The sequence below is a fragment of the Plantibacter sp. Mn2098 genome (assembly GCF_049319745.1).
Classification (GTDB): Bacteria; Actinomycetota; Actinomycetes; order Actinomycetales; family Microbacteriaceae; genus Plantibacter.
On the sequence record NZ_JBMOUH010000006.1, the window covers coordinates 95,679 to 117,266 of the forward strand.

General features: G+C 68.7%; 16 protein-coding genes. 13 read left to right on the forward strand and 3 right to left on the reverse strand.

What is annotated here, in order from left to right; all coding sequences use genetic code 11:
• The first annotated feature begins 28 nt into the window (after positions 1-28).
• Genes ACL9RL_RS10645 through ACL9RL_RS10655 form a run of 3 tightly spaced genes read left to right on the forward strand, consistent with a single transcriptional unit; the run spans position 29 to position 3,780 of the window.
• Positions 29-1,135, forward strand: a complete 1,107-nt coding sequence (locus tag ACL9RL_RS10645) for an ABC transporter permease (protein ID WP_422780226.1) — start codon at positions 29-31, stop codon at positions 1,133-1,135.
• A gap of 3 nt (positions 1,136-1,138) precedes the next feature.
• Positions 1,139-2,086: an ABC transporter permease gene (locus ACL9RL_RS10650; protein WP_422780227.1), complete on the forward strand. Its 948-nt coding sequence runs from the start codon at positions 1,139-1,141 to the stop codon at positions 2,084-2,086.
• A complete protein-coding gene (locus tag ACL9RL_RS10655; RefSeq protein WP_422780228.1) occupies positions 2,083-3,780 on the forward strand; it encodes an ATP-binding cassette domain-containing protein in 1,698 nt (565 codons plus the stop codon). Before ACL9RL_RS10650 ends, ACL9RL_RS10655 begins: the two co-directional genes overlap by 4 nt.
• Here the strand turns inward: ACL9RL_RS10655 and ACL9RL_RS10660 are convergent.
• Positions 3,770-6,253: a bifunctional lysylphosphatidylglycerol flippase/synthetase MprF gene (locus tag ACL9RL_RS10660; protein WP_422780229.1), complete on the reverse strand. Its 2,484-nt coding sequence runs from the start codon at positions 6,251-6,253 to the stop codon at positions 3,770-3,772. The genes ACL9RL_RS10655 and ACL9RL_RS10660 overlap by 11 nt on opposite strands.
• A gap of 323 nt (positions 6,254-6,576) precedes the next feature.
• On the reverse strand, positions 6,577-8,091 hold the full coding sequence (locus ACL9RL_RS10665; protein WP_422780230.1) for a hypothetical protein: 1,515 nt from the start codon (positions 8,089-8,091) through the stop codon (positions 6,577-6,579).
• A gap of 305 nt (positions 8,092-8,396) precedes the next feature.
• On the opposite strand from ACL9RL_RS10665, the gene ACL9RL_RS10670 reads away from it, so the two are divergent.
• The 10 genes from ACL9RL_RS10670 to ACL9RL_RS10715 all read left to right on the forward strand — a co-directional run bounded on the left by ACL9RL_RS10670 (position 8,397) and on the right by ACL9RL_RS10715 (position 19,757).
• Complete coding sequence (locus ACL9RL_RS10670) at positions 8,397-9,383, forward strand: ABC transporter substrate-binding protein (RefSeq protein ID WP_422780231.1); 987 nt, start codon at positions 8,397-8,399, stop codon at positions 9,381-9,383.
• A 343-nt stretch (positions 9,384-9,726) separates the two neighbouring features.
• Entirely contained in the window at positions 9,727-11,358 is a 1,632-nt protein-coding gene (locus ACL9RL_RS10675; protein ID WP_422780232.1) for an ABC transporter substrate-binding protein, read from the forward strand.
• A 19-nt stretch (positions 11,359-11,377) separates the two neighbouring features.
• Positions 11,378-12,331, forward strand: coding sequence for an ABC transporter permease (locus tag ACL9RL_RS10680; RefSeq protein ID WP_422780233.1), 954 nt, complete (start codon positions 11,378-11,380; stop codon positions 12,329-12,331).
• 2 nt (positions 12,332-12,333) lie between these two features.
• Entirely contained in the window at positions 12,334-13,263 is a 930-nt protein-coding gene (locus ACL9RL_RS10685) for an ABC transporter permease (protein ID WP_422780234.1), read from the forward strand.
• On the forward strand, positions 13,257-14,105 hold the full coding sequence (locus ACL9RL_RS10690; protein ID WP_422780235.1) for an ABC transporter ATP-binding protein: 849 nt from the start codon (positions 13,257-13,259) through the stop codon (positions 14,103-14,105). The genes ACL9RL_RS10685 and ACL9RL_RS10690 overlap by 7 nt, the downstream gene beginning before the upstream one ends.
• The gene (locus tag ACL9RL_RS10695; protein WP_422780236.1) at positions 14,102-14,947 is read left to right on the forward strand and encodes an ABC transporter ATP-binding protein; all 846 of its coding nucleotides are present in this window, start codon (positions 14,102-14,104) and stop codon (positions 14,945-14,947) included. The genes ACL9RL_RS10690 and ACL9RL_RS10695 overlap by 4 nt, the downstream gene beginning before the upstream one ends.
• Before the next feature lies 1 nt (position 14,948).
• Positions 14,949-15,989, forward strand: a complete 1,041-nt coding sequence (locus ACL9RL_RS10700; RefSeq protein WP_422780237.1) for an LLM class flavin-dependent oxidoreductase — start codon at positions 14,949-14,951, stop codon at positions 15,987-15,989.
• Positions 15,986-16,996, forward strand: coding sequence for an LLM class flavin-dependent oxidoreductase (locus ACL9RL_RS10705; protein ID WP_422780238.1), 1,011 nt, complete (start codon positions 15,986-15,988; stop codon positions 16,994-16,996). The genes ACL9RL_RS10700 and ACL9RL_RS10705 overlap by 4 nt, the downstream gene beginning before the upstream one ends.
• Entirely contained in the window at positions 16,993-18,369 is a 1,377-nt protein-coding gene (locus tag ACL9RL_RS10710) for an LLM class flavin-dependent oxidoreductase (RefSeq protein ID WP_422780239.1), read from the forward strand. The genes ACL9RL_RS10705 and ACL9RL_RS10710 overlap by 4 nt, the downstream gene beginning before the upstream one ends.
• Positions 18,366-19,757: an LLM class flavin-dependent oxidoreductase gene (locus ACL9RL_RS10715; RefSeq protein ID WP_422780240.1), complete on the forward strand. Its 1,392-nt coding sequence runs from the start codon at positions 18,366-18,368 to the stop codon at positions 19,755-19,757. Before ACL9RL_RS10710 ends, ACL9RL_RS10715 begins: the two co-directional genes overlap by 4 nt.
• 83 nt (positions 19,758-19,840) lie before the next feature.
• On the opposite strand, the gene ACL9RL_RS10720 is transcribed toward ACL9RL_RS10715, so the two are convergent.
• A complete protein-coding gene (locus ACL9RL_RS10720; RefSeq protein ID WP_422780241.1) occupies positions 19,841-21,388 on the reverse strand; it encodes an O-acetylhomoserine aminocarboxypropyltransferase/cysteine synthase family protein in 1,548 nt (515 codons plus the stop codon).
• Between the last annotated feature and the right edge of the window lie 200 nt (positions 21,389-21,588).

Below are 21,588 nucleotides of genomic sequence, written 5' to 3' on the forward strand. Positions count from 1 at the left end.
GACCGACTGAATCGAATCGAGTGAACCGATGAGTGTGTCCAGCCCCCGCCAGAGCGCTCGCCAGCCCTCCTCCGAGGCGTCAGGCGATGCTCGACCGGACCCCGCGGGTTCGCGGCGGGGGCTGGACGCACACACGCCGACCGACCAGGCGCCTCGCCTGGCGGACCGGCACCGACGCATCCTGACGCTCGTCGGCCAACGGCTCATCCAGATCCCGATCGTGCTCTTCGTCGTCTCGGTCCTCGTGTTCTGGCTCCTGCAGATCGTGCCCGGCGACCCGGGACGGAACGCGCTCGGTCAGGACGCGACCCCGGAGCAGGTGGCGCAGTGGAACGTGGACCATGGCCTCGTCGGGTCGATCCTCGATCGCTACATCCACTGGATCGGCGGGTTCCTCACCGGCGACTGGGGTACGAGCATCATCTACAACCAGCCAGCATCCGAACTCATCCTCGGCCGCCTCGGCAACTCGCTGATCCTCGGACTGTTCGCCTTCCTCATCATCGTGCCCGTCGCGATCGCACTCGGCGCCGTCCAGGCGTACCGGGAGGGCACGAAGTCCGACCGGGCCATCACGGTGGCCCTCATGTCGCTCTCGGCCATCCCGGAGTTCGTGATCGGCGTCGTCCTCCTCATCGTGTTCGCAGTCGGACTCGCCTGGCTGCCCGTCCAGGCCGGAGCCGATGCGACCTCCGTCGATCCGCTGCTGCGGCTGCGGGCGATGACGCTCCCCGCCGTGACGCTCGCACTCGGCTACGTCGCGATCCTCGCGCGGATGGTGCGTTCAGGGGTGCTCGAAACCATCACCTCGCAGTATCACCGCACCGCCGTCCTCAAGGGGCTGCGACCCGGCCAGGTCGTCAGGCGACATGTGGTCCGCAACGCGCTCATCCCGACGGTCTCGCTCCTCGGGCTCTACCTCGGCTCGCTCCTCGGCGGCAGCGCCGTGGTGGAGACGCTGTTCGGCTACCCGGGGCTCGGCGCGCTGCTCGTCACGGCGACGGAGAAGAAGGACATCTTCCTCCTCGAAGCCGGCGTGATGGTCACCGGTGTCATCTCGCTCGTCGCGCTCCTCATCGCCGACATCTGCTTCATCCTGATCGATCCGCGCATCCGATTCACCGAGGGCGAGTGAGCCATGAGTGTCCTGAAAGCAGAAGTCGTCGCGGGCAACGCGGCAGCGCTCGAACCGGGGCTCGATCCGGCGGGCGATCCTGAGCCGGGCACCGGGAGCGGTGCACCGCACGATCAGGAGCCCACGCACGGCGCACGCCGTGCGACCCGGATCCGCCGCCTCCTCCGGCGTCCGACGTTCACGGTCAGCGTCGTCGTCGTCCTCTGGTGGATCGTCGCGGCGGTCGGATGGCGCTGGTTCGGGCTCGATCCGTTCGCCAAGGCCGGCGAATCGCTCGCAGCGCCCGGAGCGCAGCATCTGCTCGGGACGGACCATCTCGGTCGTGACGTGTTCGCACGGGTCCTCGCCGGTGCGGAACCCGCGCTGCAGATCGGTCCGGCCGGCACGATCCTCGCAACCGTCCTCGGATCGGCGATGGGTCTCGTGGCCGGCTACTACCGCGGCTGGGTCGACACGGTGTTCATGCGGGTGTTCGACGTCTTCCTCGCCCTGCCGACCCTCATCTTCCTGCTCGTGGTGATCGGCGCCTTCGGCAGCACGGTCCCCGTCCTCACCCTCGCCGTCGGACTCCTCTTCGCCCCCGGCATCGCCCGCATCATCCGTGCGGCGGTGCTCGTGGAGATGGGCAAGCAGTACGTGACGAGCGCGCGGATGCAGCGGGAGTCGTCGTGGCGCATCGTCTTCCGTGAACTCCTGCCGAACGTGCTGCCCGTCATCATCGTGCAAGCGACCCTCAGCCTCGGGTCCGCGATCTTCATCTCCTCCTCCCTCTCCTTCCTCGGGCTCGCGTCCGCACCACCGTCTCCGGACTGGGGCCTCGCGATCAACGAGAACCGCGTCTACCTGCAGAGCGCGTGGTGGACGATCGTGTTCCCCGCCATCGGCATCGCGTCCCTCGTGGTGTCCGTCAACCTCATCGCCGACAACTTCAAGGAGGTGTTCCGCCGATGAGCACACCGACGAGACTCCGTACCGCTCCGACGACCATTCCCGGCGCTGCTCCTGGAGCGACTCCGGGATCAGCTCCAGGATCCGCTCCGACGACCGCCGCGATCAGGACGGCCGTGCACGGGGATGCGCTGCCGGCCGACGCGCACGCGGCGCCGACGGTCCGGATCAGGGACCTGCGCATCGAGTACCGCACGGACGAGATCGACCGGGCGGTCGTCTCCGGCGTGTCCATCGACATCGGCCCGGGCGAATCCTACGGGCTGGTCGGCGAATCCGGATCAGGCAAGAGCACGATCGCGCTGGCCCTGACACGGTACCTGCCGAAGAACGCCACGGTCTCGGCGGCAGAGCTCACCGTCGCCGGACGCGACATCACGTCTCTCGACAAGCGCGAGCTGCGGGACTACCGTTCCGGCACGATCGGCTTCGTCTACCAGGAGCCCTCGCTCGCCCTGAATCCGACGTCGACCGTCGGCTCCCAGGTCGCGGAGGTCTACCGTGTGCACGGTTCGTCCAGGCGTGAGGCTGCGGCGCAGGCGGTCGAGGCGTTGTCGCTCGTCGGTCTGCCGGACCCGGCGCGGATCGTCGGACGCTACCCGCACGAGCTGTCTGGTGGACAGCAGCAGCGTGTCGTCATCGCGATGGCGCTCGCGACGAGGCCGTCGCTCCTCATCCTGGACGAGCCAACGACGGGACTCGACAGCAACGTCGAGGCCGACATCCTCGCCCTCATCGACCGGCTCCAGGCCGAGCTCGGGTTCGCGACCCTCCTCATCAGCCACAATCTGCCGCTCGTCGCGTCGCACTGCAGCCGCATCGGGGTGCTGCAGCGTGGTGTGCTCGTGGAGACGGGCGATGCGGCGGCCGTGATCGGCGCGCCGGAGCATCCGTACGCGAAGGCACTCGTCGGCGCGTTGCCCGACCTCGACGCCGAGCGTGCCCCCAGGGCGGTCTCCACCGCGGATCGACCACTCGTGAGGATCAGCGGGCTCACCAAACGCTACGGGCACAAGCTCGCGCTCGACGGTGTGGACCTGACGATCGGTCGCGGCGAGGTGCTCGGTGTCGTCGGCGAGTCCGGCAGCGGGAAGACCACACTCGGTCGCGCCGTCGCCGGACTGACGAGGTTCGAGGGCTCCGTCACGTTCGACGGCGATGCCGATGCACACACCGCACCGCCGGTCCAGGTCGTCTTCCAGAGCCCCGATGCATCGCTCAACCCTCGCCGCACCGTCCGGCAGGTGCTCACCCGCTCGATCGCCCTCCTCGGCGGAGACACCGACGCCGCGACCCTCGCAGAGTCGACCGGGCTCCCCCGCGACGCGCTCGACAAACTGCCGCACGAGTTGTCCGGCGGGCAGAAGCAGCGGGTGGCGATCGCACGAGCCTTCGCCGGCCCGGTGCCGCTCGTGGTGTGCGACGAGCCGACCTCGGCGCTCGACGTGTCCGTGCAGGCGCGGATCCTCGATCTCCTGGCGGAGCTGCAGGAGCGAACGGGCGTCTCCTACCTCTTCATCACGCACGACCTCGCAGTCGTCCGCAGGATCGCCGATCGCATCGCCGTCCTCCAGCACGGCGTCCTCGTCGACGAGGGCAGCACGGAGGACGTCTTCGCCGGCGGGCGGCATCCGTACACCGAGTCCCTCATCGGTGCGGCGAGAGCTCTGCGCACGAAGCGGTCGGTCAGGAACTGAGCAGGGAACGCACGAGCGCGACCGTCTCCTGACGCGACAGGTCCGGGAGGTAGGCCCCACCGATGGCGCGTCCGATCACGGGCAGCGTCAGCGGGTCGCGGTAGACGAGCGACAGCGTCTCGTACCGCGGATGGAACTTCGCCTTGTAGCGGAACAGCGAGGAGAACCCGTAGGCGGGTTCGAGCTTCTTCGCGAGGAGCTCCAACACCCGGGAAAGCGCCGTCGGCGCGGCCTCCTCCTCACCGGCGGCGAGCGGCGGCGTTGCGAGCGGAGCGCCGGACAGCGAGAGGACCTCCGCGCCGTCCGCCTGCATCTGCAACGCAGCGGACGCGATGAGGAACTCCATGATGCCCGGCATGCTCGTCGGCGTCTTCCGCATGAAGTCCAGCGTCCAGCCGACGGCCTGACCGTCACGGAAGACCGGCAGCCAACTCGTGACCGCCTGCAGCCGTCCATCGGGACCGACGGCGAGCATCAGCCGCACCTCCTGGTCCCGCAGCTCCTCGAATCCGCCGAGGGTGAAGCCCATCTCCGGGAGTTCCTTCTCGGTCACCCACTGCTCCGAGATGTCCCTGATCTGTGCCTGCATCGACCGCGAGAGCGCACCGTACGTCGTCCACTCGGCGACGATGCCCTCCTTCACCCCGCGGTTCAGCGGTGTGCGGATGTTCTGCCACGACTTCCCCGTGAACGCGAGCGTCGGCAGATCGAGCGTCGTCTCGACGGCGACCGGAACGGTCTCCCAGCCGAGGTCCGCGGCGATCGGGAGGTACCGCTCGTGGACGCTGTAGAACGCCGGGATCCAACTGTTGGCGTCGCAGTAGGCGATGAAGCCGAGCATCGCCTCGTGTTCTGTGCCAGGACGACAGATCGGGTCGGACAGGGTGATCGCGACACCGCCGATCACTCGGTACGCGACAGCTGTCTCGCCATCCGCACTCAACCAGTACTGGTTGCCCGGCCACAACGCCATCCACCCGAGGGTGCCGGCGCCACGCTCGACGAGCGCACGCACCTCGGCCTCGCCCGCTCGGCTCGCGACGGCCCTGGACGAGTCCAGCACACGGCTCAGACCGATCACCACGATCGTCCAGAACACGGGACCGACCCACTGCAGCACAAGGGACGTCAACGGGTGCGCCGAGGCGTACACGGCGTCGTTGGTGAGGAAGAAGTTGACGGGCAGGAACCGCAAGAGCGTGTCGAGGAACAACTGCCCGGGCGCCACCGCCGGGCTGAACGTCCCGATCGTGATGAGTGACACGAGGAGTGTCCCTCCCGCGAGCAGCAGGAACGAGACACCCGTCCAGATCGCGAACCGCGCCATCGCCGCTGGCTCCGAACGCAGCGCGAAGTGGCGTCGATTGAGGATCAGCACGACGCACAGCACCACGGGGATGAGGACCGGCCCGCAACCCCAGATGAGCAGCTCGACGACATCGATCACCCGCAGACCGGTGTCCGGCTGGAAGACGAGCGCGATCGAGATGATCGCGTACACGGACGCCAGTGCGGTGATCACGATGTTGACGCCGACGGCGAGGACGAGGCCCAGCCTGCGGCCCTTCCGCAGCCCCTTCGCCGCGAGCAGCAGCAACACGAGGGGCAGGAAGAGCAGGATGATCGAACCGGGGCCGTGCAGTTGCAGGAACGCGCTGTCGTGCGCACACGCGAGAGCCGACTCCGAGGCGCACGCCTCCTTGACCCCGGCTGCGTCCGGGAACGGGTCGCCGAAGATCCAGCCGAACATCGACAGCACACCGAGCCCCTTGGGGTTGATCGCGGCGACGAACGGACCGACAGCGCTGATCGCGACCGTCAACGCGAGCAGGTTCCTGGTCTCGGCATGGGAGCTGCGGTGCAGATTGAACCGGGTGCGGCCGTGCTGCAGGATCGCGCCGAGCACCAGCCCCGTCGCGGCGGCGAGCAGACGATAGGCGTCGGTCGATGCCCCGTTGTACAGGGCGAGGACGATGAGCACGGCGAACGCCGAGACCCTGAGCCGGCGGCGCCACAACGGGCCGATGAACGCGCTCGCAGTCAGGAGGGTCCCCACCACGGACACGAACGGGTCGAGGGTGATGTCCGTCCAGGTCTCAGCAGACCACGCTTCACCGATCAGGTTGCCGACCCACTGGGCCGCGAGCCCGATCGCAAAGCCGCCGACACCGGTGACGACGATCGCGAGCGCCGTTCTCCGGTGACCGAGACGGCGTTCGGACCATCCGACCACAACGAGGATCGCCGCGACGACCACGAACATCCGCACCGGTCCGACCGGAACGACGAGCGCACTGAAGATCGTCCACCACTGGCCGTCGGAGAAGACCACTTCGACACCGGTCCCCCAGGTGGCGAGCGTCTGCTTCGGGAGGTAGCGGAACGCGGTCCCTGCGAGCAGGGCCGCAATGACGACGATGGAGGCGAACCCGATGCTCACCGGGATCGACGCGAGGTAGCGTCCGAGATTCACGGCCAGGGACTGCGCTCGGCGGACGGCCGGGTGCAGCTCGCGTCGGCGCGTCTGCTCGACCGGCTGTTCGCCCCGGTGGGGCTCCGGCTGCGCTGCCGAGGCCGGTGCACTCGTGGTGTTCGTCCGGGCGTCGTTCGCGCCGTGATCGGTGTTGGCTGTACTGATGATCGCGTTCCTTTGTGTTCCGGACGACGCATCGTCCGGAACCAGGGTACGGAATGTGGAGACCCTTGGAGTCGTCCATGAGGATGATCCACAGCTGTCGGGTGTCGTCCTGCAGTCGGGTCCTGGGTCGGAGGCTCAGCCGTCCACCGGTCGGCTGCTCAGTCCCTGGCGGCCGGAAGCGGAACGGACGGTGCCTCGACCTCGGACGGCTCGACGACGTCGGCCGCACCACCGGCGGGGCCTTCGGCATCGGCGGGGTCCTCATCGGCGAGGTCTTCACCGTCGGCGTCGACCGGCGGCCGTTGCAGCAGTTCGAGCAACGCGATCACCACAACGGCGACGACGAGCGTCCACACGATCCCGCCCACGGTCAGCGGACGGACGAACAGCACGATGGCCGCCGCACCGATCGCGACGACCACGCGGATCGCGGCCCGCTGACGCCACAACCATTCGCCCGTGCGACCCGTCGAGACGCCGTGCGCCTTCGCGGAGCTGCGAATCCACCCGACGCCGGCGGAGAAGAATCCGCGGAGCCGTCTCGGGACCTCGAACGGCCCCGAGTACCAGGCGACCACCGCGACCACGATCGCGAGGACCAACACGGAGACGGCCGTATCCCGCATGGCCCCTGCAACCGTGTCGAACAGGAGCGACGCCACGTTCGAGGGCAGCACCGAGGGGCTGATCGATGCGGAGAAGACGATGGCGCCGATGCCGAACGCCGCGAGCGTCAACGCCGTCGACAGCGCGAGCGCGACCGCCGACCACACCAGCGCGACCGCGCGTCGACGGGCGACGAGCACACCGGCCGCGAGGAACAGCAGTCCGACCCACGGCAGCCAGGCTCCTGCCGCGATCGCGAGACCGTACGCGAGCTGCACCGTCGGGATCGCGTCGGACTGCGCGATCGTAATGGTGCGGTCGACGGTGGGGATGCGGTCGGCGAAGGTGATCCCCTGGGCCACGAGGTTCTGCTTGACCGCCTCGATGATGGGGGCGAGTTGAATCCCGATCGAACCGTTCGCTCCGAGGTCGATCGCGGCGTTCGGGTCGTTCTGCAGGGCGGCGACGAGCTGCGTGTGGCTGACGCGCAGCGCCTGCGCCCACACGTTCGCGAAGGCGTCGGAGGTGATGACGTTGGACACGCCGGAGCGGATGAGCGTCCTGATGCCCTCCGCCGCAGGACCCTTGAGCGCTTCGAGCGCACGCGTCGCGACCGGTCCGGTGCCGAGCTGGGTGATGCCGTCGATGACCTCCGAGGTCAACTGGTCGATGTCGACCTGCTGGTTCACGATCGCGACGGTCTCGTCGGTCAGGTACGCACGGAAGACGGGATCGGTCGCGAGCGGCGCGTAGGCGGCGACGAAGCGATCCGTGTCCGTCAGCTCGACCTTGGCCCAGGACGCGACGACCGCCACTGGAGCGAGGATCGCACCGATCACGATGAGGACCGTCGCGAGGAGCGTCCAGCTCCAGTTGCGTCGATGCTTGCGACGCACGGGTGTCGCGGCGCCGTCCAGGAGGTCCGGCAGCTCCTTCGTCGGGATGCCGTCCACGCCGTCGCTGTCCGGTGTCGACGATGCGGCACGATCCCGGGAACGGAGTGCGATGTTCTCCGCCTCGAGATCATCGATTCGGCGAAGGAGCTCCGCATTCGTCAAGCGCGCCATAACACGGCCCCAATCCTGTGTGCTCGCGGTCGTCCCGCACGGTCGTCGTGCTCACTGTAGCGGAGCGGGCGATTGCACCGCAGACCGAGTTGCCACGCGGGTTCATCACGGCGAACCGCCACGATCTGGCACACCGGCGACATGGTTTGGCGGGGTCCCGACAACGGCCCGATCCGGGTTGGCTAGGCTGAAATCGAAGCCAGGGGTTTGGATAGCCTTACCTCGCTTCCGAGCGGCGTCCGCCTCGCGGCCCGCACCAGGTGCACCGCCCCGCGTGCACACCAGCCCTCCCGAAAGAATCAACCATGCGCATCACTCTGTCCACCTCCGCGCTGCCAACTTCCGCGCTGTCCGCCCGAGCGCGCTCGATCGGCGCCGTCGTCGTCGGCGCGGCACTCGTCGCCGTCGCCCTCACCGGATGCTCGACATCCGACCAGACCGCAGCAGCAGGCGGCTCGACGAGGTCAATCGAGACGCTCTACGGCTCCGTCGACGTCCCGACCTCGCCCAAGCGCATCGTCGCCATCGGATTCACCGAGGCCACGACCCTCGCGGACCTCGGCATCAAGCCCGTCGGACGCACCAACTACATCCCGTCCCTCGACGCCTACGACACGTTCTTCAAGGACATCCCCGTTGTGGAGGATGCCAACGCCAACCCCGACCTCGAGAAGATCGCCTCGTTGAAACCCGACCTCATCGTCGGATCGGAATTCGCGGACAAGGCGGACAAGGCGGCATTCGCGAAGCTCTCGGCCATCGCACCGACGGCGATCTTCGAGTGGAAGCCCGCCGCGGCGAACTGGGAGAACGAAGCCGCCGGGACGGCTGAGGCCGTCGGACGCACCGCCGACCTCGACAAGCTCAAGGCCGACTACGCCGCGAAGGCCGCCGAGATCAAGGCGAGCTACCAGGACTATCTCTCCACCCACACCGTCGATGCGCTGAGTGGTGACGTCGACAACTGGTACCTCGACGGTCCGACCTCTGCCCCCGGCCGGGTGCTCGGCGATGCGGGCGCCCGCCTCGGCGCCGGCGCAGGTCAGAAGGACGGATACGTCCAGTACTCGCCGGAGCAGTACGGGATCCTCGCGGACACCGACCTCATCTTCGTCTCCGCCGACACGACCGATGATGCAACTCCGGTGACGTCGAACGCGGTCTTCGCGACGACGAAGGCCGCGAAGGCGGGACAGGTCGTGCAGAGCGCACACTTCTACAGCGGCAGCTACCAGATGGCGAACGCGCTGCTCGCCGACTTCTCGAAGGCGCTCGCGGCACACGCGGGGTAGCGGAGCAAACTGGCGCACGGCGGGCTCGGGGACCACACGGTCTCCGGGCCCGTCGGCGTTCGCCCTTCGACAAGCTCAGGGACCCCGCCACCGGTCACTGAGCCTGTCGAAGTGCCCGACAGCTGCCCTTCGACAAGCTCAGGGACCGGGCTCCAACGCTCAGGGACCTCACCGCCGGTCACTGAGCTTGTCGAAGTGCCCGTAACCGCGGGCGGCCGCAACAACTCGTCACACGGATCAACACTGCGCAACACCGCCGGACGACGCCCACGGCCGATGGAACACTGACTGGCACCGCAGCGCACCGGCTGCACTCCCACAGCAGCGTCCGAAGGGCCATCCCATGAGCGAACCGAGCACCCCACCAGCGTCGACACCACCCGGCGACACCCCACCCACCGATGCAGCGGCGACCGCACCGGCCCCGAAGGAGCGCCGTCGCCGCCGCACCGGACCGCTCATCGCGGCCGGCGTCGTCGCCGTCGCGCTCATCGCCGGCGGCATCACCTGGGCCGTCTCGGCGAACAGCGGTTCGCAGGCGAACGCGGGCGGCGTCGTCGACACGACGGCGACCGTGAACGTCGGTCTGCGCCTCCAGCCGGACAACCTCGACGTGCGCAAGACGAGCGGCATCGCCCTCGACCAGGTGCTCCTCGACAACGTCTACGAGGGCCTCATCACGCGTGGGCCAGACAACACCTACGTGCCGCGGATCGCCCAGAAGTACGAGGTCTCGGCCGACGGCCTCACCTACACCTTCACCCTCCGCGACAACGTCACGTTCCACGACGGGGCCAAGCTCACCGCCGACGACGTCGTGTGGTCGTACAACACGGTCAAGGACGACGACAGCGTCAACGGCCACGGCGACTTCGCCGACGTCTCGAAGATCTCCTCCCCCGACGCCAAGACGGTCGTCATCACCCTCACGAAGCCGAACCTCGGCTTCCTGTGGTCGCTAACCGGCCGGGCGGGCATCGTGCTGGAGCAAGCGGCGAAGAACGACCTCGCGACCACGGCGAACGGAACCGGTCCGTTCACGATCGGCACGGGCGGCTGGAAGCAGGGCGACAGCCTGACCCTCACCCGGAACCAGAAGTACTACCTCGACGCACCGTCGATCGCTGCGGTCACCTTCATCTACTACTCCGACCAGTCAGCACTCGACAACGCACTGCAGGCCGGCGACCTCGATGTCGGATCGACGACGAAGGCCGTTGCGAAGGGCTACGACTCCAAGGCCGGCTGGTCGGTCAAGGAGACGAGTTCGAGCGATGTCTGGACCATCGCGTTCAACAACCAGAAGGCTCCGCTGAACGACGTGCGCGTCCGTCAGGCGATCCGTCAGGCGATCGACCACAAAGCGTTCCTCGCCCTCGACGACGTGAGCGGCAAGGCGCTCGGCAGCCCCATCCCCGACACCGACCCCGGCTACACGGACCTCACGTCCATCGACCCCTACGACCCGGCAGCGGCCAAGAAGCTCCTCGCCGACGCCGGCTACGCGAACGGCCTCGACCTGACCCTGACGATCCCGAGCCTGTACGGCGCGACCGTGAGCGATCTGCTCACGTCCCAGCTGCGCGAGGTCGGCATCACCCTCACGGTCAAGCAGGTCGAGTTCCCCGTCTGGCTGGACTCCGTCTACAAGCAGCACGACTACGACCTCAGCTTCGTCGACCACGCCGAGGCTCGGGACTTCGGCAACTACGCGAACCCGAAGTACTACTTCGGCTACGACAACCCGAAGGTGCAGGACCTGTACACGCAGTCGCAGGAGACCACCGACCTCGCCGCCTCCGACAAGCTCCTCGCCCAGGCGTCGAAGCTCGTCTCGGAGGACGCTGCAGCCGACTGGCTGTACAACTCCAGCGGCAACCAGATCATCCGTTCGACGATCTCGGGCTTCCCCACGACGAACACCAACGCGAGGCTCGACCTCTCGAAGGTCGTCGTGGACTCCGCCAAGAAGTAAGCGCAGGACTCGTCACACCATGCTCAGGTTCCTCTCGGCCAGGCTCGTCCTGCTCGTCGCGGGTCTCGTCCTCGCGAGCGTCCTCGTCTTCCTCACCCTGCGGGTCCTCCCCGGTGACGTCGCGCAGGTGCTCGGCGGGATGCAGGCGACCGATGCGCAGCTGCGGGCCATCCGGGAGAACCTGGGCCTCGACCGCCCGCTCATCGTCCAGTACCTGGACTGGGTGGGCGGTCTGGTGCGGTTCGATCTCGGGAACTCGCTCGTGACGGGTTCGCCCGTCGCAGCGGAGCTCGCGCAGAAGGCTCAGGTCACCGTTCCACTCGCCCTGCTGTCCCTGCTGTTCTCGATCCTGATCAGCTTCCCGCTCGGGTTCCTCGCGGCGGTGCACCACCGCAGGCCGAGCGGCACGATCCTGTCCTTCGGCGCACAGGCCGTGGCATCGATCCCGGCCGTCTGGGCCGGCATGGTCCTCGCGATCGTGTTCGGCCTGGTGCTCGGGTGGCTGCCCGTCGGCGGGTTCCCGAGGGACGGCTGGGCCGATCCGGGCAAGGCGCTCGTGTCGCTCATCCTCCCGGCCATCACGATCGCACTCATCGAGGGTGCCGTGCTCCTGCGGTTCGTCCGTTCAGCGGTGCTCGAAGTGATCGGCACCGACTACGTGCGTGCCGGCGCGGCCCACGGACGCACGAGGACGCAGGCGCTCCTCATCCACGGGCTGCCGAACGCCGGCCTCAGCCTCGTGACCGTGTTCGGCCTCCAGGTCGCGACGGTGCTCGTCGGGGCGGTGGTGATCGAACAGCTCTTCAACCTGCCCGGCATCGGTCGGATGCTCGTCGGCGACGTCGGCGGGCGCGATCTGGTGAAGGTGCAGAGCGAGATCTTCGTGATGACGGCGTTTGTGCTCGTGGTCGGGTTCGCGATCGACATCGTGCACCGCCTCATCGACCCCCGGCAACGACAGAGAGCAGCTTGAGGATGACCACCTACACGATCGGCTCAACCGCCTCCGCCGGCAGGACGCTGCGGGCGCCGCTGTGGCTGCGCGAGCTGACGCGTCGACCGAACGGGGTCATCGGACTCGTGACGATCGTCCTGTTCGTGACGGTCGCGATCGTCGCGGCGCTCTGGACGCCGCACGACCCGGTCAGAGCCGACCCGTATCAGCAGTGGCTCGCGCCGTCCTGGCAGCACCTGCTCGGCACGGACGGCCTCGGGCGCGACACGCTCAGCCGGTTGATGGCGGCGACCTCGACCGCGCTCGTCGTCGCGTTCTCGGCGATCCTGCTGTCCGGGGTCGTCGGCATCCTCCTCGCCGCGCTCAGCTCCCTCACCTCGGTGTGGTTCCGGGAGGCGACCGCCGTCCTCATCGATGTCCTCGTCGCATTCCCGACCCTCCTCATCGCGATGATGCTCGCGTCGACGTTCGGCGGGTCGCTCGCCGTGGTGATCCTCGCAGTCGGCATCAGCTTCAGCATCTCGATCGGACGGGTGACGAAGGCCGAGATGGCACGGGTCACGGCGAGCGACTACGTGCTGGCCGGCCGCGCCTCCGGCTTCGGTCCGGTGCGGACCCTCGTGGAGCACGTCGTCCCGAACGTCGGTTCGGTGTTCATCGTCCAGCTGTCGATCGCCGGCGGCGTCGCGATCCTCGCGGAGGCCGGGCTCTCCTACCTCGGCTACGGCGCGCCGCCGAACACGCCGTCCTGGGGTCGGATGCTCGCCGATTCGCAGTCGTCCATCACCACACACCCGTGGTCGGTCATCTGGCCGGGGATCACGATCGCGGTCTTCGTGTTCGGGCTGAGCCTCCTCGGCGACGGACTGCGTGAGGCGACGGACCCGAGACTCAAACGCGGTCGGGTGCCGGCAACCGTCGAACAGACCTCGGAGGAACTCACATGGTGACCGTGGAAGCAGCACGGGCCTCTGGATCGGCGGCGTCCGGTGAACTCGTCGTCGAACACCTCTCGATCGAGCTCGGCGGACGACGCGTCGTCGACGACGTCTCATTCACGCTCTCCCCCGGCGACCGGCTCGGCCTCATCGGCGAGTCCGGGTCCGGGAAGTCCCTCACGGCGCTCGCGATCCTCGGACTGCTGCCAGAGCAGGCGACGGCGACCGGCAGCATCCGCCTCGACGGCGTCGATCTGCTCGTGCAGGACGACTTCGAACTGGCCGGCATCCGTGGACGTCGCATCGGGATGGTGTTCCAGGAGCCGCAGACGGCCCTCAACCCGCTGCTGCCGGTCGGACGCCAGATCTCAGAACCGATCCGAGCCCACTTCCGCGTCTCCCGTCGCGAGGCGAACGATCGCGCCATCGAGCTCGCGGCCAGGGTCAAGCTGCCGGACCCGGAGCGCATCGTGCGGTCGTATCCGCATCAGCTCTCCGGCGGACAGCGGCAGCGGGTAGCGATCGCCGCCGCGCTGTCCACGAGCCCGGCCATCCTGATCGCCGACGAGCCGACGACGGCTCTCGACGTCACGATCCAGTCCGAGATCCTCGGCCTGTTCGAACGACTCGTCGACGAGACGGGCGCTTCGCTCCTCTTCATCACGCACGACCTGGCCGTGCTCTCCCGCATCAGCACCCACGCCGTCGTCCTCGCGGGCGGACGCGTGGTCGAGCGCGGGAGTGTCGTCGACCTCGTCCACGACCCGTCGCACACCGTGACGAGACAGCTCATCCGCGCGGCACGGGCGACGAGCTGGACGCCTCGGGCGACACCGAGCGGAGCAGAACGATGAGCGCCGGGCCGACGACTGGACCGACCACCGCGCAGACGACACCGCTCGTGCGCGTGCGCGGCCTGTCCCGCGACTACCGGCTCCCCCGCGAGCACCTCTTCGCACCGGCTCCCGTGCACCACGCCGTGCGCGGCGTGGACCTTGACGTGTTCGACGGCGACGCCGTTGCGATCATCGGCGAGTCCGGTTCGGGCAAGTCGACGCTCGTCCGGACGATGCTCGCGCTCGACGAGGCGAGCGCAGGCACCGTCGAGTTCGACGGGCGAGCGGTCCAGCAGGGGTCTGCTGCGTCCTTGCACTGGTTCCGCAGTCAGACGGGCATCGTCTTCCAGGACCCGTACTCGTCGCTCGATCCCCGGCAGTCCATCGGTCGGATCATCTCCGAACCGTTGCGCGCGCTCGGCGACGCGGTCGGCGACGTCCGTGACCACCGGGCGCTCGTGCACGAAGCCCTCGAGCACGTCGGCCTGCACACCTGGCGGGCGAAGCAGTATCCGCACGAACTCTCCGGCGGGCAACGGCAGCGGGTCGCCATCGCCCGTGCCATCGTGCACCGACCGCGGCTGCTCGTCGGCGACGAGGCGCTCAGCGCACTCGACGTCACGATCCGCGCCCAGATCCTCGAACTCCTCCGCCGGCTCCGAGCCGAACTCGGTCTCACGATCGTGTTCGTGTCGCACGACATCGGACTCGTCCAACATCTCTGCAACCGCGTCGCCGTGATGCACGACGGCCGGATCGTGGAGGTCGGCGACACCGATGCCGTCCTCGAGACGCCACAACACCCCTACACGGCTGCGCTCCTCGCAGCCGTGCCGACGCTCATCGAAAGGACGGCCTGACATGACCGAACACTCCACAGGACCAGCATCATCGGAGGCCGGACGCACACCGTTCAAGCTCGGCTTCCTCAGCCACGGGACGGCGAGCGGAAAAACGCCGCGTGAGCACTACCGGCAGGTGCTCGATGTCATCCAGGCGGCCGAGGACCTCGGGTACGACGGCGCCTGGATCGCCCAGCACCACCTGAGCGGCGACATCGGCGTGTCCTCGCCGCTTGTGACGTTCGCTGCGGCGGCCGCCCGCACCTCGCGCATCGAATTCGGCACCGCCATCACCACGATCCCGCTCGAGGACCCCCTCCGGCTGGCGGAGGACGCTGCCGTCCTCGATGCGCTCTCCGGCGGACGATTCCAGCTCGGCCTCGGCTCGGGGGGCGCGAACCAGCCCGCGTTCACGGCGTTCGGCATCGATGCTGAGGAGGCGCGTGCCATCGGCGACGACAACACGCAGGCGCTCCGCTCCGCACTGCTCGGCGAGCCGATCAGGGACACCGGACTCGTCCTGCAGCCCCCGGCCCCCGGCATCGCGGATCGGATCTGGCGCTCGACGTCGAGCCCCGACCGTGCCGTCCGCATCGCCCGCGACGGTGACGGACTGCTCCTCGGCACGGCGTTCCACGATCCGCTGACGGTGCAGCGGCCATTGCTCGACCGCTATCTGGGAGCGTGGACGCATGCCGCGGCGCCTCGCGTCGGCATCGTCCGCGCGGTGTGGCCGGCGGCCGACCGGCAGCAGGCCCTGGCGGAGATCGCCCCGGCCTACGAACAGCGGGGAACACTCCGATGGGCGGCGGACGGCGACCGGACGACGGCCGAGATCGCGGCATCGCTCAACGTGCATCTCGGCAGCGTCGACGAGGTCGTCGCAAGCCTCGCAGCGGACCCGGCGCTCTTCCCGTTCGCCGACTACTTCATCCCCGTGGTCGATCACGCGTTCACCCCCGTCGACGACGTCATCCGTCGACTCGAAGTCATCGCGACCGAGATCGCCCCGGCGTTCGGCTGGGTCGCACCGCGCACACACGAGGAGGTCGCAGCATGACCACGTTCCGTCTCGGGTTCCAGACCCACGTCCACGGCCATGCGCCGGCGAACGAACTGATCCCGGGCCTCGTCGACCTCTACGTCGCCGCGGAGGAGCTCGGATTCGAATCCGGCTGGGTCGCACAACACCACCTGCGGACGGAGAACGGGAGGCTGCCGTCTCCCCTCGTCCTGCTTGCTGCGGCCGCTGCGAAGACCACGAGGATCCGCCTCGGCACGAGCGTCATCGTGCTGCCGCTCGAACAGCCCATCCGCCTCGCGGAGGACGCGGCGACGGTCGATGCGATCTCCGACGGCCGCCTCGAGCTCGGCCTCGGAACGGGCGGACCGAGCGCATCGGAATTCGCGGCGTTCGGGCGGAGTGCCGATGAGCGGCACGGCGCCTACGAGCGCGCGTTCGTCGCGCTCGTGGACCTCTTGTCGGAGCGAACCGTCATCGGCGGCAACCAGTTGTCCCCCGCCGCGCCAGGGCTCCTCGACCGGATCTGGGACTCGCACTATCGGCAGGCTGAGGTGGCGCAATCGGCGACGCACGATCGGGGACTCCTGCTCGGCATCGGTCCGGCGCGCTCCGTCCAAGAGCCGTTGGCCGGCCTCTACCGACAGCACCACGGTGCGAGCCATCCGACGAGGCAACCGCGGATCGCCGCCTTCCGCGGCGCCTTCCCCGGGGAGAGCCGACTCGAACGCGAGCGGGCCCTCGCCCCCGACATCCAGCGGATGACCGAATACCTCATCACCTCGGGCACCCTTCGCATCGGCTCCTCCGCCGCGGAGACGCTCGAGGCGCTCAACGTGCAGTACGGCACCCCGGACGACATCGTGTCCTCGCTGCGGCGCGACCCGGTGCTCCCCTACGCCTCCGACCTGGTGCTCGCCGTGCAGGCCGAGAGCACCTCGATCGCCGAGGCCATCCGGAACCTCGAGGTCATCGCGACGGAGATCGCGCCGAGGCTCGGGTGGTCTCCGACACGCGCACAGGCCGGAACGGAGCACGCGGCATGACCCGCGAACTGCATCTCAACGGCTTCCTGAAACCTGGCGGCACCCATCTCGCCGGCTGGCGGCATCCGGACGCCGTGCCGGACGCCGGTGTGAACCTCCGCTACGTCACGGAGCTCGTCCGCACCCTCGAAGACGCCAGATTCGATGCGATCTTCATCGCGGACCTCATCGCCGTCCCCGACTCCGGCGACGAGGTGCTGTCACGCGTCTCCGTCGTGAACGACGGCTTCGAGCCCATCACGCTCCTGGCTGCACTGGCCGCGGCGACCTCGCGCATCGGCCTCATCGCGACCGCGTCGACGAGCTACAACGAGCCGTACACGCTCGCCCGTGCCTTCGCATCGCTCGACCACCTCTCGGGCGGCCGGGCAGGCTGGAACGTCGTGACCTCGCTCGTCGACGCCGAAGCACGCAACTTCGGCCTCGGCGAACACCTCGCCCACGCCGACCGGTATGCACGCGCGCGTGAGTTCTTCGAGGTCGTCACCGGGCTGTGGGACAGCTTCGACGACGACGCGTTCACGATCGACCGGGCGAGCGGGCGGTACTTCGAGCAGGACGCCCTCCACTCCCTCGACCACCGCGGCGAACGATTCCGGGTGGCGGGACCACTCAACATCGCGCGTCCGCCACAGGGACGGCCCGTCATCGCGCAGGCCGGTTCCTCCGAGGACGGGCGTGCGCTCGCAGCGGAGATCGGCGAGGTCATCTTCTCGGCGGCGCGCGACTTCGAGACCTCCCTCGCGTTCACCACGGACATCAAGGAACGCGCTGTCCGGGCCGGACGCGACCCGGACCAGGTGCTCGTGCTGCCGGCACTCACCGCGTTCGTCGCGCCGAGCCGCGCCCAGGCGGAGGACGAACATCGAGAGCTCGCCGCGCTCCTGCATCCGCGGGTCGCGCTCGCTGACCTCGAATACTTCCTCGGCGGCGTCGACCTGAGCGCCAACGACCTCGACGGACCGCTCCCTGTGCTCCCGACGTCCAACCAGGCGTCGAGGAGCGGCCGGGAGCTCATCATCGCGCTCGCCGCTCAGGAAGGACTCACGATCCGACAACTGGCCGAACGGGTGTCCAGGTCCGAAGAGGCCGTCGTCGGCACACCGACGGACATCGCCGATCACATCGAGGAATGGTTCACGGCCGGCGCAGCCGACGGATTCAACGTCGCCTTCCCGTATCTGCCGACATCGCTCACCCGATTCACCTCGCTCGTGGTGCCTGAGCTCCAACGACGCGGGTTGTTCCGCACCGAGTACCGCGGACGGACGCTCCGCGAGAACCTGGGGCTCGACCGCCCGCGGTCGCGGTATGCAGGGGCGACACAGGGATCCACATCGACGGACACCACACGATCGGAGCACACCGCATGAGCGCGGACCAGAGCAACCAGCACGGCCACGGGCGACGCGGCCTCGACTTCGGCGCCCTGCTGCACGGCGCCGGCAGCCACCTCGCCGCGTGGCGGCACCCCGGGTCCGCAGCCGACGGCGAACTGGACTTCGCACATCACGCCTCCGTCGCGAAGACCCTCGAAGCCGGCGGGTTCAGCGCGATCTTCATCGCCGACGTCGTCGCCGTATGGGGCCACCACCTCGACTCCCTCAGCCGGACGACGCGTGCGAGCTATTTCGAGCCGCTCACGCTCCTGTCGGCGCTCGCCGCCGTGACCGAGCGCATCGGGCTCGTCGCCACCGTCACCACGAGCTACAACGAGCCGTACAACGTCGCGCGGAAGCTCGCGTCGCTCGACCACCTCTCCGGCGGCCGCGCCGGATGGAACGTGGTCACGAGCGTCGTGCCGTTGGAGGCCGCCAACTACGGCCGCGACGAGCACTTCTCGCACGAGGACCGCTATCGGCGCGCGGCCGAGTTCGTGGACGTCGTCACGGCCCTGTGGGACAGCTTCGACGACGCGTCCGTCATCCGCGACCGTGAAGCCGGGCGCTACTTCGTACCTGGCGGTCGGGCGGCGATCGACCATGTCGGCGAATTCTTCAGCGTGTCAGGACCCCTCAACACCTCCAGACCGCCGCAGGGGCACCCGGTGATCTTCCAGGCCGGAGCGTCGGAGACCGGGCGAGCGTTCGCCGCGTCCGTCGGCGAGGTCGTCTTCGCGGCGCCCCGGACGATCGAGGAGGCGCTCGCCTACCGCAGCGCGCTCGATCGGGAACTGCTCGCCGTCGGGCGATCCCACGGCGACGTCCGGGTCTGGCCGGTGCTCACGCCGTTCATCGGTTCGACGGAGGCGGAAGCGCATGCGAGACACCAGGCCCTGCTCGATCTCGTCCACGACGACGTCCTGCGCCGAGCCGTCCAGGACAACGTCGGCGACGTGGACCTGAGCGACGCCGACCTCGATGCGCCACTGCCGGAGATCCCGGACACCAACCGCTCGAAGAGCCGACGGGAGGGCATCCTCGCGCTCGCGGCGGAGGAGCGTCTGACACTGCGCGACCTCGGGCGGAGGCTTGTCGGCAGCGGCACGATCGGCACCCCCGAGCACATCGCGGACCACATCGAGCGATGGTGGAAGGCCGGCGCCGCGGACGGGTTCAACGTCTCGTTCCCCGTGCTGCCGGAGGACGCCGGGCTGTTCGTCGAGCACGTGCTTCCGGTGCTCGAGGAGCGCGGGTCGTTCCGGCCGCACCTGGGCTCGACCCTGCGTGAGACGCTCGGGCTGCAGAAGCCGGCGCTGCGTGCGCGTCGGGGTGCCGGCCTGGCATCCGACGAAGTCGTCGACGGCGCACGCTCCGCCTGAGCCGCAGCCGGGCGGGAGGTCCCGCCAACAGTTCAGCCCGACATCGCACCAGTGATGTCGGGCTGAACTGCGTTCTGCGGACGTCAGGACGTGATGTCCGCCAACTCGGGTTCGGCGGGTGCGACGTCGGCATCCGCCGCTTCGACCGTCGCGGGCACGAGTCCGGCGGCCGCGACCGCCGCGAGTCCTGCACGCACGTCGAACAGCAGATCGTCGATCGACTCGATCCCGACGGAGAGCCGGATGAGGCCGTCGACGATGCCGAGGCGTGCTCGGTGCTCCGGCGTGAGCGTCAGGTGGGTCGTGGTCGCCGGGTGCAGAACCATCGACCGGACATCGCCGATGTTGGTCATGCGCGAGAACACCTGCACACGATCGATGAACGCCTTCGCGCCGGCTTGGCCGCCGTGCACGGTGAAGGCGAAGACCGATCCGGTCCGTCCGCCGTAGAGCCGTTCCGCGACGTCCGCGAGCGGGTGCCCCGGCAGGCCGGAGTAGTCCACGGAGATCACCTCCGGCTGTTCCGCCAGCCACAGCGCGATCGCGCGGGCGTTGTCGACGTGACGTTCCATCCGCAGCGAGAGCGTCTCGATGCCCTGCTGCAGGAGGAAACCGTTGAACGGTGAGAGCGCCGGACCGAAGTCGTTGACGGCCGTGAGCCGCAGGTAGTGCTCGAACGCGTGCTCGATGCCGAAGGTGTCGAGGAACGACGGCTTCCCCGGCGCCTGCGAATCGGTCAGCAGCGGGTACTTCCGCGACGTCGCCGTCCAGTCGAAGATGCCGCCGTCGACGATGACACCGGACATCACCGCCCCGTGTCCGGACAGGAACTTCGTCGACGAGTGGATGACGATGTCCGCACCGTGTTCCAGCGGACGGATGAGGTACGGCGTGGCGACCGTGTTGTCGACGACGACCGGGATGCCGTGACGCTTCGCGACCCGCGAGACGAGGGCGAGGTCGATGACGTTGTTGCGCGGGTTCGGGATGGTCTCCGCGAAGATCGCCTTCGTCTCGTCGCGAACCGCCGCCTCCCACGCCGCTTCGTCCTCGGCGTCGTCGACGAAGGTGACGGAGATGCCGAGGCGTGCGAATGCGCGGGAGAAGAGGACGCGGGTGCCGTTGTAGATGCTGGAGGCGGACACGAGGTGGTCACCGGCCTCCAGGAGGCCGAGCATCGTCATCGTGATCGCCGCCTGGCCCGAACCGACCACGATCGCGCCTGCCCCGCCCTCGAGGGAGGCGATGCGGCGTTCTGCGACCTCGTTCGTCGGGTTGCGGTGACGCGAGTACGAGTGTCCGTCGACGGCGCCGGAGAACCGGTCGGCCGTGCCGTCGAACGATTCCTGACGGAACGCGTTGCTCAGGTAGATGGGGGTGATGCGCGCGCCGTGGCTGGGTTCGTCGTATTCGCCGGCGTGGACCTGCCTGGTTTCGAAACCGAAGCCGTCCCAGTCGAAGTTGGCCGGCCAGACGGTGGATTCCGGCGCTTCCGGCGCTTCCGACCAGTTCGCCAGTTCTGGCGATTCCGTCAGTTCTGGCGATTCGAGCGGATCAGCCGTCGTCGACGACCCGGCCGACGGCTCCACCGTTGTCGGTCGGGTGTGGTTCACTGACAGCTGATCGGTCATCCTCGTTCGTACTCCGCTCTGCACCGGTGGTGCGTGCCGACGCTGCACGAGCAGTGCAGCCGTGATCGTCAGCGTAAGCGCGGAGGATCAGGACGGGAAAGGGGCGACGTAGCGTGGAGTCATGTTCCGGCGCCGACGCGCACACTCGATGACGCATCACCCCAGAGCAACACCCAGTACGAGACACTCCGAGCAGACGG